Annotated in this window: 12 protein-coding genes; 1 reads left to right on the forward strand and 11 read right to left on the reverse strand. The window is 64.0% G+C overall.

The annotated features are described in order from the left end of the window. Positions 1 to 28: 28 nt before the first annotated feature. The 11 genes from AUR_RS04290 to AUR_RS04340 all read right to left on the reverse strand — a co-directional run bounded on the left by AUR_RS04290 (position 29) and on the right by AUR_RS04340 (position 14578). A complete protein-coding gene (locus tag AUR_RS04290; protein WP_031216587.1) occupies positions 29 to 676 on the reverse strand; it encodes a hypothetical protein in 648 nt (215 codons plus the stop codon). Beyond that, entirely contained in the window at positions 673 to 1305 is a 633-nt protein-coding gene (locus tag AUR_RS04295; protein WP_062097422.1) for a hypothetical protein, read from the reverse strand. Before AUR_RS04295 ends, AUR_RS04290 begins: the two co-directional genes overlap by 4 nt. A gap of 48 nt (positions 1306 to 1353) precedes the next feature. Continuing rightward, a complete protein-coding gene (locus AUR_RS04300) occupies positions 1354 to 2163 on the reverse strand; it encodes a hypothetical protein (RefSeq protein WP_241650861.1) in 810 nt (269 codons plus the stop codon). 212 nt (positions 2164 to 2375) lie between these two features. Beyond that, complete coding sequence (locus AUR_RS04305; protein ID WP_021472481.1) at positions 2376 to 3512, reverse strand: GuaB3 family IMP dehydrogenase-related protein; 1137 nt, start codon at positions 3510 to 3512, stop codon at positions 2376 to 2378. Positions 3513 to 3581: 69 nt separating this feature from the next. Next, positions 3582 to 5441, reverse strand: a complete 1860-nt coding sequence (locus tag AUR_RS04310; protein ID WP_128397231.1) for an ABC transporter ATP-binding protein — start codon at positions 5439 to 5441, stop codon at positions 3582 to 3584. A 178-nt stretch (positions 5442 to 5619) separates the two neighbouring features. Beyond that, complete coding sequence (gene guaB / locus AUR_RS04315) at positions 5620 to 7128, reverse strand: IMP dehydrogenase (protein WP_021472479.1); 1509 nt, start codon at positions 7126 to 7128, stop codon at positions 5620 to 5622. Between the two features lie 210 nt (positions 7129 to 7338). Then, positions 7339 to 9396, reverse strand: a complete 2058-nt coding sequence (locus tag AUR_RS04320) for an acyltransferase family protein (RefSeq protein WP_062097428.1) — start codon at positions 9394 to 9396, stop codon at positions 7339 to 7341. Beyond that, positions 9393 to 11456, reverse strand: coding sequence for an acyltransferase family protein (locus AUR_RS04325; protein ID WP_062097430.1), 2064 nt, complete (start codon positions 11454 to 11456; stop codon positions 9393 to 9395). Before AUR_RS04325 ends, AUR_RS04320 begins: the two co-directional genes overlap by 4 nt. A gap of 507 nt (positions 11457 to 11963) precedes the next feature. Beyond that, complete coding sequence (groL, locus tag AUR_RS04330) at positions 11964 to 13577, reverse strand: chaperonin GroEL (protein WP_021472476.1); 1614 nt, start codon at positions 13575 to 13577, stop codon at positions 11964 to 11966. 86 nt (positions 13578 to 13663) lie between these two features. Next, entirely contained in the window at positions 13664 to 13960 is a 297-nt protein-coding gene (gene groES, locus AUR_RS04335) for a co-chaperone GroES (protein ID WP_011775524.1), read from the reverse strand. A 198-nt stretch (positions 13961 to 14158) separates the two neighbouring features. Continuing rightward, the gene (locus tag AUR_RS04340) at positions 14159 to 14578 is read right to left on the reverse strand and encodes a hypothetical protein (protein WP_082694529.1); all 420 of its coding nucleotides are present in this window, start codon (positions 14576 to 14578) and stop codon (positions 14159 to 14161) included. A gap of 68 nt (positions 14579 to 14646) precedes the next feature. Between AUR_RS04340 and AUR_RS04345 the strand changes: the two genes are divergently transcribed. After that, entirely contained in the window at positions 14647 to 15879 is a 1233-nt protein-coding gene (locus tag AUR_RS04345) for a THUMP-like domain-containing protein (RefSeq protein WP_062097432.1), read from the forward strand. Positions 15880 to 15899 lie beyond the last annotated feature (20 nt).

Below are 15899 nucleotides of genomic sequence, written 5' to 3' on the forward strand. Positions count from 1 at the left end.
TCCCGGAGATCCTTGGGCGCGCCGGTCCCTACAGCGGGCCGAATGCCCTGCCGCCCTGGGTGTCCTGCCACGTGAGGGCCATTTCTTCCAGGTATCGGCGCAGTTGCAGATCGGCGTCGATGCGCCTGCGGAAGTGCTCGCGTGCGTGTTCGGAGAAGAAGGCAGGGACCGCGAACAGGCTCACAACGACCACCAGCATCAACGCGTAGGCCGCCACGAACGCGAGGACTTGGAGTGGTCCTCCTTGAAGCAACGGGGCCACAACCGGGAACAGCCCGATGCCAAACACCACGGCCAGGAAGGCGGCCAGCCCGAGCCCGGAGGAAAATTTTCCGGGCGCCCTGGACTGCATCACGGCTTTGATACGGGGCACGCCGCGCAGCTTTTGCAACGCAAGCACGGCACCGCCGAGGAGGCCGAGCCCGGCCACAGCGAACAGGACTATCCCGACGGCCGGGCCACCGAGGATCAGGATGAGCAGTGCTGCCGCCAGCAGCGCGGCCCCGCTTCCGCCACAAGCGACGGCGAGGCCACGCCACTGGCCTTGGTTCCAGGCCATGTTTCGCAATACCGACTGCGTGCCTTCCGGGGTGGCCCGGGCGACATCACGGGACAGCCAGTAATCCAGGGGGTATTGCCTGGAATGGTGCCCTGGAGAGTGGAACTGTTGACTCATGCGAAGGTCAGCGCGGCCTCGAAGGAAGCGAGGGCCTCCGTTGCGGGCACCGGACGGGTAGGCGGATTGTCGCCGTCGCCCTCAGCAAGTGTCCAACTGCCGTCTTCACCGGCCTTGAGGTTGGCGACCAAAGGCTCACCCCCGGCCCGGTGGTGCTTGATCATCGCGGCTGCGGGTAGTCCGTCAGGGCCGTCCACCAAGTATTGCTTGGCGATCGCAACACCCAGTGACAGCATCCCTGAGCGCGAATCAACCGGCTGGATCTCATGAACCCCGTAACGGCTGAGGTTCAGCAGGACGGCGCCTTGCTCAGAACCCGCAATGAACAGCACATGGTCGCTGGTGGGCGTCACCAAAGCCATCTCCAGCCACTCGTCTGCGGTAGAGACCACGGCAGCCACAATGGCTCCCTTGTCCACGGGAACGATGTCCTCGCCGGCAACCTCCGCCAGGCCACGCACAAGGAGGGTGGTGATTCCCGCCTGCTCCAGCACGTCCTGGTGGTTCACGCCTGCAAGGCGGAACAGCTCCCGGGATCTTTCCGCGGCGGGCGTGGGGTTCATGGCAAGCAACGCCAGGAGTTCGTGATCGGTCAGTCGCAGTGTGTCCACGTTTGCTGTCTGTGTCATGCCATCCTCATGTTGTTCGTCTGTACAACGCTATCCCAGGACTGCCGGTCAACCACCGAGCCAGCCCCACACCTTCTTGGCTCCGTCCGCAATGGCTTGGGCTCCGTCCTCTACTGCGCCGGCCACGGCTTTAGCCCCGTCCACCACCATTTCCGAGGTGGATCCATAGCCGAGCCCCTTGGCGAGGAACCCCATTCCCGCCCAGGCCAGGCTTGCCCCGGCAAAGAAGGGACCCACCACGGGCACGAAGCTGCCGGCGGCCAGGACCGTGGTGATGCCACCATCGGCCATGGCATATCCATCGCCGCGCATGTACCCGTCGGCGAACTGGGCAACGCCGCCTACAACGCTCAGGACACCGGCGGCGCGGCCCACCATGGACAGGCCATTGAGCAGCTGGGTGCCCCTCACATAGCCCACGCCCGGCATCTGCCCGTACTGTGCACCGAGGACGCTCCACGGCATCCGGGACAGGAGGCCGCCTTGGGCCATCCTGTTCAGGAGGACATCAGCAATGAAGCCGCTGCCGGAAGCCGCAAAGTTCAAGGACTGGTAGACAGTGTTGCCGTTGGCATCCACCACGGGGGTGAAGGGCGTGGAAGGCTGAGCCGGCGTCGGGCCCTGGCCGGGCGACGTTCCGGAGCCTGTCTGGCTGGCCTGCTCCTGTTCATCCGCCTGGACCAGGAGGGCCTTTGCCTGGATTCGCAGGGACTCGCTGGCCTTGTGCAGCATGGGCCGCATCTTGCTTGACCAGTCAGCCCGGAACCGATCGCCGTCCGCGCCCTTCCAGGCGGCCGAAGCCACAATCCCGTTGATGTTGAGCTCGAGGTTGGCCAGCGTGTTCCCCGATGTTCCCATCACCTTTGACAGAGACCTCAGTTGTGTAATGTCTGCCCCGTAGATTCCCGGCGCCATACTTCCCCCGATTCATGACAGCAATAGTTCTTCGGCTGCCAGACTACGTGCGGGGGCAACACAACGCGATGGGGAGAACTTCCCCGGGCAACGAAAAAAGCCCCTGCAGGTCCCCGTAAAGACCGGGACCAGCAGGGGCGTTTCACGTCAGGAAATCAGTTGCCTTCGTAGGGCGAAACCACAACATCCACGCGCTGGAACTCCTTCAAGTCCGAGTAGCCCGTGGTGGCCATGGACCGGCGGAGTGCTCCGATGAGGTTGGACGTGCCGTTGGTGTGGTGACCCGGTCCGAACAGGACTTCCTCCAGCGGACCGACGGTTCCCACGTTGACGCGATCCCCACGCGGTGATTCAAGGTGGTGTGCTTCCGGACCCCAGTGCCAGCCGCGGCCGGGGGCCTCTTCGGCACGTGCCAGCGCGCTGCCGAGCATCACGGCGTCGGCGCCCATGGCGATCGCCTTGACGATGTCCCCGGAGCTGCCCATGCCGCCGTCGGCGATGACGTGGACGTACCGTCCGCCGGATTCGTCCATGTAGTCCCGCCGGGCGGCAGCAACATCGGAGATGGCTGAGGCCATGGGCGAGTGGATACCAAGCGCACGCCGGGTGGTGGTCGTCGCACCGCCGCCAAAACCGACCAGGACGCCGGCAGCGCCCGTGCGCATAAGGTGCAGCGCCGGGGTGTAGCCGGCCGCGCCGCCCACGATCACGGGAACGTCGAGCTCGTAAATGAACTGCTTGAGGTTCAGGGGCTCGTGGTTCTTGGAGACATGCTCAGCCGAGACTGTGGTGCCGCGGATGACGAAGATGTCGACGCCGGCAGCCACCACGGTCTTGTAGTGCTCCTGGGTGCGCTGCGGCGTGAGTGAACCAGCAACCGTTACTCCCGCTGCGCGGATCTCGGCGAGCCTGGAGCTGATGAGTTCGGGCTGCACGGGAGCCTGGTAGAGGTCCTGCATGCGCCGCGTGACAGCGGGGCTGCTGGTTTCGTCGGCCAAGCCGGCAATTTCGTCGAGGACCTTTTGCGGGTCCTCGTAACGGGTCCACAAGCCTTCAAGGTCAAGGACGCCAAGGCCACCCAGCCGGCCAAGGGCAATGGCCGTTTCAGGGGACATGACGGAGTCCATGGGAGCGGCAATCACCGGCATGTCGAACTTGTAGGCGTCAATCTGCCAGGAGACCGAGACGTCCTTCGGGTCACGCGTCCGTCGGTTCGGAACGATCGCGATGTCATCCAGGGAGTAGGCTCGACGCCCACGCTTGCCACGGCCAATCTCAATCTCATAAGTCACGGCTACAACTCTACTGGACCCCTCCGGCAACCAGGCACCGCCCGGCACGCCGCGCGGTTTTCCACCGCTCTAAGCCTCTGGAGCCGCCCGACTGGTCTCATCCACTGACAGCTGGGACTCGAACATCCGGAAGTACCGGCCACGCAGCGCAACAAGTTCCTTATGCGTTCCCTGCTCCGCGATCCGGCCGTCCTCGAGCATGTAGACGACGTCAGCCTTCTCGATGGTGGCCAGGCGGTGGCTGATGGCGATGATGGTACTGCTGCGGTCGGCGAAAAGCCGCGAGAAGATGCGGTGCTCGGCCAGGGCATCGATGGCCGAGGTGGGCTCGTCCATCACCATGAAGGATGCGTCGCGGTAGAAGTTGCGTGCCATGGCGAGGCGCTGCCATTGGCCACCCGACAGCCCGCTCCCCTTGCGTCCGCGCGGATCCTCCATCCAGTTGCTGACGTGGTTGTCCAAGCCGTTGGGAAGCTTGTTGATGAAGTCCATGGCCTCAGCATCAGATGCCGCGCGCCTGATCCGCTGATCGTCCCGGGGTTGCTGGACGTCCCCCAGGTAGATGTTGTCAGCGGCCGTGGCGAACTCGTATTTGAGGAACTCCTGGCTCAACACGGCCAGATGGCGGTGCCAACTGGTCACGTCAACGGTGGCGAGGTCGACGCCGTCGAGCAGTACCTGGCCTGAGTCCGGCCGGTACAGCCCGGCCAGGATCCGGATCAGCGTGGACTTTCCAGCACCGTTCTCCCCCACGATCGCGATGTGTTGCCCGGCTTTGATGGTGAGCGAGATGCCCTTGATGACTTCAATATCGCTGCCGGTGTAGCTGAAGCGGATGTCCTTCATTTCCACGGTTTGCGGGGATTTCAGGAGCGGCGGTTCGTGGCCGGTGGGCACCGGCAGCGTCATGAAGAGCTCGTAGTCCTTGAGGTTGGCGAGGTCTTCGTCGATGGAGCTGAGCGAGGACACCAGGTTGTTGGCCGTGGACAGGGCCCGGCTCACGATCTGCTGAACGTAGAGGAACTGGCCCACGGGCTGCGCCCTGGCAATGATCTGCCCGACCACCCAGATGAGCGAGACCACCTCGGCGCCGTACTGGAGTGCGTCGGCCGCCAATTGCTTGGGGATGTAGCGCTTCTGGAAATCGAGGCGCCGGCGCTCGTCCGCGTCACGCAACCTCGACCGGAGGCCCATAAGGTACCCCACGATCCCGTAGAGGCGCATCTCGGCAATGTGTTGCGGCCTCAGGAGGTTCTGTTCGATCATGCGGCGCTGCCGCCGGGAGTCGACCTGCGTGTTCCAGTGGGCGATCTGTTCACGCGAAAGTTTGAACTGCAGATAGACACTGGGCACGATCGCCACCAGGACGATCACCGCAATCCACCAGCTCACCAGGAACAAGGCTCCGACGGCGAGGATAACGGAAACCAATTGCGTGAAGATCGCGGCAATGCGGTCAAGGACGCGGGCATAGGAGTCGGAGAACCGCTTGGCACGATCGTAGAGGTCTACCGTTTCCTTGTCGTCGTAACGCCAGAATTCCAAGGCAAGGAAGCGCTCATACATCATGTCGCCGACGATTGCGCCTACCCGGAAACTCATGAGCTGCTGGATGTAGCGGTCAACGCTGCTGAAGCCGCCCCAGAACAGTCCCAACGCCGCCGTGATGACGACGTACAGGATGGCGCGCGGACCGGCGTCGGGGTCTCCTGCGTAGCCGGCCGCCAGCGCCGTTGTGGTCAACGCAGCGAAGTATGTTGTCACCAGCGGCAGCGTGGCTGAAATCAGCGAGCCGGCCACCTTCATGATGACGGCGGCGGGCGAGGCCTTGAAGCTGACCTTCAGGACCTGCCCGACGGCGCGTGCATACGGCCGGAGTGCCAGCTTCCGGGGCGGCGCCTTGGACACCCGGACGGACTCCGGATGCATAGGCCGGTCGCGGCCCGGGCCACCTGGGTTTTCTGACATACGCCCAGCCTATTCCTCCCCTCTGACACCAAGGCACCAGCCGCGAAGGGACCGCGGTTGCCCGCGGAACATGCCCGGACGCAAAGACTCCCCGTGGAACACCACGGGGAGTCTTCGATCGCGTCAATCCTGCAGGGAATCAGCGGGAGTAGTTCGGCGCTTCCACCGTCATCTGGATGTCGTGCGGGTGCGATTCCTTCAGGCCTGCAGCGGTGATGCGGACAAACTTGCCGCGCGCCTTCAGCTCCGGGATGGTGGGTGCGCCCGTGTAGAACATGGTCTGGCGCAGGCCGCCGACCAACTGGTACGCCACCGAAGCCAGGGGCCCACGGTAGGCAACGCGGCCTTCGATGCCTTCCGGGATGAGCTTGTCGTCACCGGAAACGTCGGCCTGGAAGTAACGGTCCTTGGAGTAGGACGTGTTCTTGCCGCGGGACTGCATGGCCCCCAGGGAGCCCATGCCGCGGTAGCTCTTGAACTGCTTGCCGTTGACGAAGATGAGATCGCCAGGAGACTCTTCACAACCGGCCAGCAGGGAACCGAGCATCACGGTGTCGGCGCCGGCAACCAGCGCCTTGCCGATGTCGCCGGAGTACTGGAGGCCGCCGTCGGCGATCAGCGGAACGCCGGCCGGAATCGCGGCCTTCGCGGATTCGTAGATGGCGGAGATCTGCGGAACGCCAACACCGGCCACCACGCGGGTGGTGCAGATGGAACCGGGACCGACACCCACCTTGATGCCGTCGGCACCGGCGTCGATCAGAGCCTGGGCTCCCTCACGGGTGGCTGCCTGGCCGCCAATGATGTCAACGTGCGCGGCAACGGGATCGGACTTGAGCCGGGCAATCATGTCCAGCACGCCCTGGGAGTGGCCGTTCGCGGTGTCCACGAACAACGCATCCACGCCGGCGTCGATGAGCTTCATGGCGCGCTCCCAGCCGTCACCGAAGAAGCCGATGGCCGCACCGACACGCAGGCGGCCCTCATCGTCCTTGGTGGCCAGCGGGTACTGCTCGGCCTTGGTGAAGTCCTTGGTGGTGATGAGGCCCTTCAACCGGCCCTGGTCATCCACGAGCGGCAGCTTTTCAATCTTGTTGGTGGCCAGCTTGTGCGAAGCTTCCTCGCGGCTGATCCCGACGTGGCCGGTGACCAGCGGCATCTTGGTCATGACGTCGCTGACGCTGCGCAGCGGGAAATCCGATTCGGGAACGAAGCGGGTGTCGCGGTTGGTCACGATGCCCAGGAGACGGCCGTCGGTGTCCACCACGGGAAGGCCGGAGACGCGGTAACGGGCGCACAGCTCATCAAGTTCCAGCAGCGTTGCCTCGGGGCCGATGGTCACGGGGTTGGTGATCATGCCGGATTCGCTGCGCTTCACGCGGTCCACATGCTCTGCCTGGTCATCGATGGACAGGTTGCGGTGGACAACACCGAGGCCGCCCTGGCGCGCCATGGCGATGGCCATGCGGGACTCGGTCACGGTGTCCATGGCTGCCGAGAGCAAGGGCGTCTGGACCGTGATGCGCTTGGAGATGCGCGAGGACGTGTCGGCCTCGGACGGGATGACGTTTGTGTGGCCGGGCAGCAGCAGGACGTCGTCGTAGGTGAGGCCTACGAAGCCAAAGGGATCGTGTTCGGGCTGGGTCATGAGTGCGCCTCTTACCTGGGTTTGGGGACTGGAACTGGTAGGGGTTGCAACTGATGACCAGCCCGTCATTACGGGACTGGCCTGTGCAGAAGTGTTGGATAAATACTAGAACCTCCGCGGCGATCGCCATATTCCGCGGCAGCTGAGTGTGAGCAACGGCACTGGCGGCAGGCCGCCGTCGTGCATTTCAACCGCGGAGGGCACCCATGGCTACCGGGAAGTAGCCCAACCCGTCGCGGCCAGCAGCCTTTCTTCGAACATGGGAATCATGCTCTGCACATAGGTTTTGGTGAGGTGGTTGTCGTCCTTGTAGACGTACACATTGCCCACCACGGCCGGACACGTACCCTGCGCGCAAATGAAATCGCTCATGTCCACCAGGTACAGCCCGTCCACCTTGCCCGCGTAGTCGTCCAATGGCGAGGACGCCGCCAACGAGTGCTCCAATGGCGCGTTGCAGTTGGGGGAATCCGGCCCCTTCTTCTGGACACACTCCGGCATGTTGATGCTGAAGCGCGGATTGTCCCGAACACCCACGACGTCGATTCCGGCATCGGTAAAGGGCTTGATGCCTTCCAGATAGCCCGGGACCTCTGTTTCAAACGGTTCAGTGACGTGGGTCAGGGATGCCACCGTGAACACGGCATCCGGCTTGTGTTCCAGGACGTAGTCCGCGCTGGCTTTGTTGAACGCATTGCAGTCGTCCGGCCGTTCTGTGGACTCCGCGCCGAACCGGCAATTGCCTTTCAGGAGCGTCACGACTTCCCAGCCATGCGCTTTGGCAATCGGGCCCAGTGCCGCCATGTACTGCTGCGCATGCGAGTCACCCAGGACCACGATCTTTTTGGTGGTGACTTCCGGCGGATCGTTCTGGAGGCAGCCCTCCAGCAGAGGATCCGACGGGACGTTATCGCCGGTGCAGAGGCCGTCGATGTCCGCCCACTCATCCTTCATGGCGGCCGGCGCCGGGATGATCTTCGCTTCGGGAGTCGGCTGCCCGGCTTTGTCCGGTGCCAGCGCAGCGGCACCCGGGGTCAGCTCCATGGGCTGGTCCGCGATCGCCGCCCCCTCAGCCGAGATGGCACCCTGCCAGGCGGTGACAGGCAGCGCGAGCAGGGCACCGCAGGAGGCAATCACGACGGCGGCACGCCAGGAGCGCACGTTGGGCCACTCCCAGCGGCGCATGGGACGTTCCACGAACCGGGTAGTGGCCACCGCCAGGATCATGGAAACGGCCATGATGGCCAGTCCTTGCAGCAGGTTGGGCGTGGCGGTTTCCGTCACCAGGAGGAAGAACACCAGGACCGGCCAGTGCCACAGGTACAAGGCGTAGGAGTTGTCCCCCACCATGACCAGCGGGCGGGAGGCAAGGAAGCGGTCGGCTCCGATCCTGCTTCCGCTTTGCCCTGCCACGATCACTGCGGCCGCGGCCAGGGTGGGCCACAGGGCAACAAAGCCGGGGAACGAACGGTCAACCGTGAGCACCAGTCCGCAGGAGAGCATGGCAGCCAGGCCGCCCCAGCCGAGGACCACGCGGAGCTTGCGACCCGGTTTCAGGTACGGCAACGCCAGAGCGAGCAAGGATCCCAGCGCGAATTCCCACAGCCGGGTGCGGGTGTCGAAGTAGGCGTAGCTTTGGTTGTTGGCCGTCTGGTCGATGGAGTACACCAGCGACGCCACGAAGACGGCCCCGAACGCCATCAGGAGCAGAGACCGGTGGCCCACTGCCTTCCTGCCGGGCAAAACCTTGGCAAGGAAGGGCTGCAGCAGGGCCACGGCGGCGAAGATCAACGGCCACAGGATGAAGACCTGCCCTTGGATGGACAAAGACCAGAAATGCTGGAGGGGGCTGGCGCCTGAATGGTTCTGCGCATAGTAGTCCACCGCGGAATCAGCCAGTTGCCAGTTCTGCCGGTACAGCAAAGAGGCCCAGGCCTCCGCCAGAACGTCCGGCCAGCGGCTCTGCGGAACAAACGCCCACGTGGCAGTGAGGACTCCCAGCAGCACAACGACGACGGCGGGCAGCAAGCGCTTGAACACGTGCAGCCAGTGCTGCAGCAGGCGCAGGGGCCTGCCACCTTCAAGTTTCCTGGTGAAGGACAGCGTCAGCAGGAATGCCGAGATGAGCAGGAATACGTCCACCCCGCCCGACACCCGGCCGAGCCAGATGTGGTACGTGGCGACCATCAACACGGCCAGGGCCCGCAGGCCCTGGACCTCCGGGCGGAAGGTGCGCTCCGCCGTCGTGCTTTTTGTCTGTTCCGTCATTGCGCCCATCCAGTCGCGGCAAACCACCTCTCGGAGAACATATCGCCCATGCTCTTGACGTAAGTCCGGGACAAGTGGTTGTCGTCAAGGTAGACGAACACGTTGCCGATGACGCTGGGGCATGTGGTGCCGTCACACAGGAAATCGGTCATGTCCAGGAACGCGGCGTTACCGAAGGTCCCCTGTACTTGGGCGAACGGACTGGTTGGTGCAAGGACATCGGGCTGGTCCGACTTGCACTCGGCGCTGTCCACGCCCTTGGCGAGGGCGCACTCGGTCACGTTGTAGTCGTACCGGGGGTTGTCGCGGACGGCCACCACCTGGATGCCGAGGTCGTTGAGGTTGGTGACGGTCTGGTCGAAACCATAAACAAGCTTTTCATCCGGGGACGACGGGGACGCCATGGTGCCCACCATGAACACTGCGTCCGGAGTCTGGGACGCCACGTAGCGGAATGCCGCAGAGTTGAACTCGTTGCACTGGTCCTCCGCGTCCGGGTTTTCCGGCATGAAATGGCAGCCGCCCAGGAGGAGTGCCGTCACCTTCCAGCGATGCGCTTCAGCCATGGGGCCAAGCGCCGCAAGCCATTGCTGCGAATGGGAATCCCCCAGCACCACAATGTGCTTCACGGCGTCATCGCCAACATCGTTTTGCTGGCAGTTCTCCGCGAGGAGCTTGTCCTCGGGTTTGTCGGCGCCCTCGCACGTGCCGTTCAGGCGGGCCCAATCCTCCGGCAACTGCTCGGCCGTGGGCAGGGTCCTGGCTCCGTCGCTCACCAGATCGACGTAATCCGGAAGCAACGCGTGAGCGCCGGGATTGTCATTGAAGGCCTGGGTTTCAGCGGCTTTTTGGTCAAGGTACTGCTTGTACTGGAAGCCCACCATCGGAGCGCTGGCAACTGCCAGGCATACGGCGATGGAGATGGCAGCGCGGCGCCGCTTCACCTCCGGCCACTTCCATTCGCGGAAGGGCTTCTCCACGTACTTGGTGGTAAGGAATGCCAGGCCCAAAGCAAGGGCAATGATCGCCGAGCCGGACAACCAACCGGCGTGGTCCTTGCCGCTCCACGCCAGGTAGATCACCAGGATGGGCCAATGCCACAGATACAGCCCGTAGGAATTGTCCCCCAGGCGGACCAGGAACTTTGAGCTCAGGATGCGGTCCACGCCGAGGCGGCTGCCCGTTTGGCCTGCCGCGATGACGGCAACGGCAGCAAGGGTTGGCCACAGGGCGACGAAGCCCGGGAACGCCGTCTGCACCTGCAGGAGGATGCCGCAACTGAGCATCGCGGCGACCCCCGCCCAACCCATCACCACACGGACGGGTTTGGAGAAGTCCAGGGCAGGCAGGATCAAGGCAACCAAGGTTCCCAAGGCAAATTCCCATAGCCGGGCGAACGTATCGAAGTAGGCCACTGCCTGGTTGTTGGCGGTGAAGATGATGGAGTACGTCAGCGAAGCGATGAAGATCAGCGCGAACACGTAGGCCAACGACGCCCGGTAACGGAGCTGGAACTTCCGGCACACCACTGCCACAGCGGCGAAAATGGCCGGCCACAGGATGAACACCTGCCCTTGGATGGACAGCGACCAGAAGTGCTGGAGCGGACTGGCGAGGCTGTGGTCTGTTGCGTAGTAATTGACCGCCAGCGTCTGGAGCAGCCAGTTCTCAAAATAGAACAACGACGCCCAGCCTTGGTTCACCACTTCCACCCACCGCGTGGGCGGCAGGAACACAAAGGTGGCGGCCAGGGTGCCAAGCAGAACGACGACGACGGCCGGCAGCAGGCGCCGGAACAGGTGCAGCCAGTGCCTGACCAAGTCCATGGGACGGCGCTGCTTGTAGCGCCCGGTGAACTGGAGCGTCATGAGGAACGCCGAGATCAGCAGGAAAACATCCACACCGCCGGAGACGCGGCCGATCCAGATGTGGTAGCTGACCACCATGAGGACCGCGAGCGAACGGAGACCCTGTATTTCCGGGCGGAACTTTGACTTGGCAACGGGTCCATGAGCCCGCCTGTCGGGACGGGCGGGCTGTTGGATCGTTGATGCAGACACGTTAGGCGATTCCTCAGGGGCTATTTTGCAAAGGTTCCATCATATGCGGTTTGGAGCATGCGACCCAGTCAAGTGGCTTGCCCGGAGGCGCCGGGGAACGCCAATCAGCGCACCTTGCACTAAGGATCGGGACCGTGCCGGGGCTGCGCCCGGAGGACCAACACTGCTGTGACGAGGCAAAACGATAATAAGGATACTTAGTCAAGATTACCGACCGCAATGTGACGCATTCCACGCAAAGAATCAGCCGGTTGCCGGGCTTCCGCACCAATGACGTCGGCCGGGACCGGGAGGTGATAGGGGGACGCCCGAAAGCGGGCGGGAGGTGATAGAGGGACGGCCGAAAGCGGGCGGGAGGTGATAGGGGGACGCCCGAAAGCGGGCGGGAGGTGATAGAGGGACGCCCGAAAGCCGGCGGGAGGTGATAGAGGGACGGTTTGCAGCCGCGGCGAGGCAGCAAAAAGCCCCGGCCACTGGGCGTGACCGGGGTTCTTTGGGGCAGGCAGCCTAGTGCTGGTGGCCTGCGTGTGCGTCTTCTTCCTCGGCCGGCTTCTCGGCAACCAGGGTCTCGGTGGTGAGAACCAGGGCAGCGATCGAAGCGGCGTTGCGGAGGGCAGAGCGGGTGACCTTGACGGGGTCGATGATGCCGGCAGCCGTCAGGTCCTCGTACTCGCCGGACTTGGCGTTGAAGCCGTGGTTCGCCTCGAGCTCGGAAACCTTGGCAACCACAACGTAGCCGTCAAAGCCTGCGTTCTGGGCAATCCAGCGCAGCGGCTGGGTCAGTGCACGGCGGACGATGCCAACCGCAGCGGCGGCGTCGCCTTCGAGTGCCTTGACGGCCGGGTCCTCGTCCAGGGCCTTGAGGGCGTGGATGAGGGCCGAGCCACCGCCGGAAACGATGCCTTCTTCAAGGGCGGCACGCGTAGAGGAAACAGCGTCCTCGATGCGGTGCTTCTTTTCCTTGAGCTCGACTTCGGTAGCAGCGCCAACCTTGATGACACCGATGCCGCCGGCCAGCTTGGCCAGGCGTTCCTGCAGCTTCTCGCGGTCCCAGTCGGAGTCGGTGCGGGCGAGCTCAGCACGGAGCTGGGCAACGCGGTCCGCAACGTCCTGCTCGGTTCCGGCGCCGTCAACGATGGTGGTGTGGTCCTTGGTGACGGTGATACGGCGGGCCGTACCCAGCACCTCCAGGCCAACAGTGTCCAAGCTCAGGCCCAGGTCCGGGGAAACAACCTGCGCACCGGTGAGGGTGGCGATGTCCTGCAGCATGGCCTTGCGGCGGTCGCCGAAGCCGGGAGCCTTGACGGCAACAACGTTGAGCGTGCCGCGGATGCGGTTGACGATCAGCGTGGACAGGGCTTCGCCCTCGATGTCCTCGGCGATGATGAAGAGCGGCTTGGAGGCCTGCAGCGCCTTCTCCAGCAGCGGCAGGAATTCCTGCAGCGAGGAGATCTTGCCCTGGTTGATCAGGATCAGGGCGTCTTCGAGGACGGCTTCCTGGCGTTCTGCGTCGGTGACGAAGTACGGGGAAAGGTAGCCCTTGTCGAACTGCATGCCTTCGGTGAGGACGAGTTCGGTCTGGGTGGTGGAAGACTCTTCGATGGTGATGACACCATCCTTGCCCACCTTGCCGAAGGCCTCCGCCAGCAGTTCGCCAACCTCTTCGCTCTGCGCGGAGATGGCAGCGACGTTGGCAACCTGGGTGCCTTCGACTTCGCGGGCGTTCTCCAGCAGGCGGGCGGCAACGGCCTCGACGGAAACCTCGATGCCGCGCTTGATTTCGCCCGGTGCGGCGCCGGCTGCAACGTTGCGCAGGCCTTCCTTGACCAGGGCCTGTGCAAGCACGGTGGCGGTGGTGGTGCCGTCACCGGCAACATCGTTGGTCTTGGTGGCGACTTCCTTGGCAAGCTGTGCGCCAAGGTTCTCGTAGGGGTCGTCCAGCTCAACTTCGCGGGCGATCGTCACGCCGTCGTTGGTGATCGTGGGGGCGCCCCACTTCTTGTCCAGGACGACGTTGCGGCCGCGGGGACCAAGCGTCACCTTGACGGTGTTGGCGAGCTTGTCGATACCGGCCTCGAGGGACCGGCGGGCAGCGTCGTTAAACGCAAGCTGCTTTGCCATGGTTGTGTCCTTTCAGAACGGAAAACCCGCACCGCAGGCGGCTGGAAGATATTCCAAGCGGGCCTGCAGCGCGGGATTCCAGGAAGTTACTTTACGACGATCGCGAGGACGTCGCGGGCGGACAGAACGAGGTACTCGTTGCCACCGGTCTTGACTTCGGTTCCACCGTACTTGGAGTAGATAACGACGTCGCCAACAGCTACGTCAACCGGCACGCGGTTGCCGTTGTCATCGAAGCGGCCGGGGCCGATTGCAACAACTTCGCCTTCCTGCGGCTTCTCCTGTGCGGAGTCCGGAATGACCAGGCCGGAAGCCGTGGTCTGCTCTGCTTCGAGCGGGCGAACAACAATACGATCCTCAAGAGGCTTAATCGAGACCGACACTCGGATCTCTCCTTTTCATGAGCTGATTCATGGACTAAGAACAAGGGTGCCGAGGCGTGCAACCGTCGTCGCGGTGCCGGCAGCGTACCTGGCGGTAGTGGTTAGCACCCTCACGGGGAGAGTGCTAACAAGACTCTATGTAAGGCGTTAGCACTCGGTCAAGGTGAGTGCCAGCATTTCGTCATGGGTGAACCCGGACTACTGGTCCCGGAGGTCCTCGAGATCGTAGTCATCGTCGTCGTTGCCGCCCGCCGTTCCGCGGTTCAGGTAGAGCACGACGCCGGCGCCTACAGCTACGACGCCGGAGATCACCAAACCGATGATTCCCCCTGCACGTGCGCCGCTGTGGAGTTCGCGGATATCGCGGGCCTCGTCCGTCGCGTCGCCAATGTTTTTTCCGGAGACGGAATAGGCAGCTGCGTTGAAGGCATCCAAGGCGAAAATGACGATCAACAGCGCCACGCAGACGACGGCGATAACGACGCCGGCGATCAATGCCGGGCGGGCGTAAGTAGAAAGCGACCGGCCGGGGCTATGCTCTTCGGCTCCGGAACGGGCGGAACTGTGGTCGTCCGGATTGTTGGTGTCGGAGGGCTGCGGGGTTGCGGTGTCTTCCATGAAAACAACCCTATCCGGATGACCTGGCCGGTCCCGGCCCGCAGGTCATAAACGTTAGGCTGGATGGCATGCCCCACGCTCCCCAGGACCACCTCGCGCCGTTGCTGACTACCGAAGGGTGGGAGCTTCTCGCCTCGTTAGGGCCCTACAAAGAGGCCGACGCCATGGCAGTGAACCAGGAACTGCGCAAGGCCGGGCACCCGGCAGAGCTGGTCGCCGCGGTCCTTACCCAATCCCGCCTCAGGACCCGCGCGGAGGCAAAGTTCGGAGAGTTCGCCAGGCAAATGCTCTTCACCCAGGCCGGCCTGGAACAAGCCACCAGGCTCAACGTTGCGGCACGTCACGCCGAACGTTTCGCCAAGGCCGGAATTTCGCACGTAGCTGACCTGGGTTGTGGATTGGGCGCCGATTCCATGGCAATGGCCTCCATGGACATCAACGTCACCGCCGTTGAAATGGACGAGACCACAGCCGCGTGCGCCACTATCAACCTCATGCCGTTCCCCCACGCCAGGGTCCTTCATTCCGATGCCACCTCCGTTGACCTGGACGGCGTGGACGGGGTGTGGCTTGATCCGGCACGGCGCACCACGTCCACCTCCGGAACCAAACGGATCTGGGACCCGGAAGCCTTCTCTCCGCCGTTGTCGTTCGTGGAAGGCCTTGCCGCCACGGGACGCGCCGTCGGCGTCAAGATGGGTCCGGGCATGCCCCACGAATCAGTTCCCGCAGGCTGCGAAGCGCAGTGGGTGTCCGTAGGTGGCGACGTCACCGAGGTAACGCTGTGGTTCAACGCAGTGGCGCGGCCCGGTGTCCGTCGGGCGGCCCTGGTGATCGGCCCCCAGGGCGCTGCGGAGATCACCAGCGGTGAGGATTTCGACGGCGGCCCGGCAGCCGCCGTCGGGCCCGTGGAGGGATTCCTGTACGAGCCGGACGGCGCAGTGATCCGGGCGGGCCTCGTCGCGGATGTGGCAGGAATGCTGAACGGCCACTTGGTGGACGAGCACATTGCCTACATCTGCGCGCCGGAGCTGCGCGACACGCCCTTCGCCCGCGCCTACCGGGTGCTGGACGTCATGCCATACAACGTCAAAGCCCTCAAGGCCTGGGTAAAAGCGAACGGAATCGGCGTACTGGACATCAAGAAGCGCGGAACAGCGGTCACGCCGGAAGAGCTCCGCAAGCAACTCCTGCCGGGCAAACCTGCCGGGAAAGCCGGAAAACCCAAGACAGCCACCCTGGTCCTCACCCGGATCGGGGAGGAGAGGGTGGCCGTCGTCGTGGAGCCGGTCAGCGCCTGACACAGGCCGGGGCGCTGGCG

This window comes from Paenarthrobacter ureafaciens (genome assembly GCF_004028095.1).
GTDB classification, from domain to species: domain Bacteria; phylum Actinomycetota; class Actinomycetes; order Actinomycetales; family Micrococcaceae; genus Arthrobacter; species Arthrobacter ureafaciens.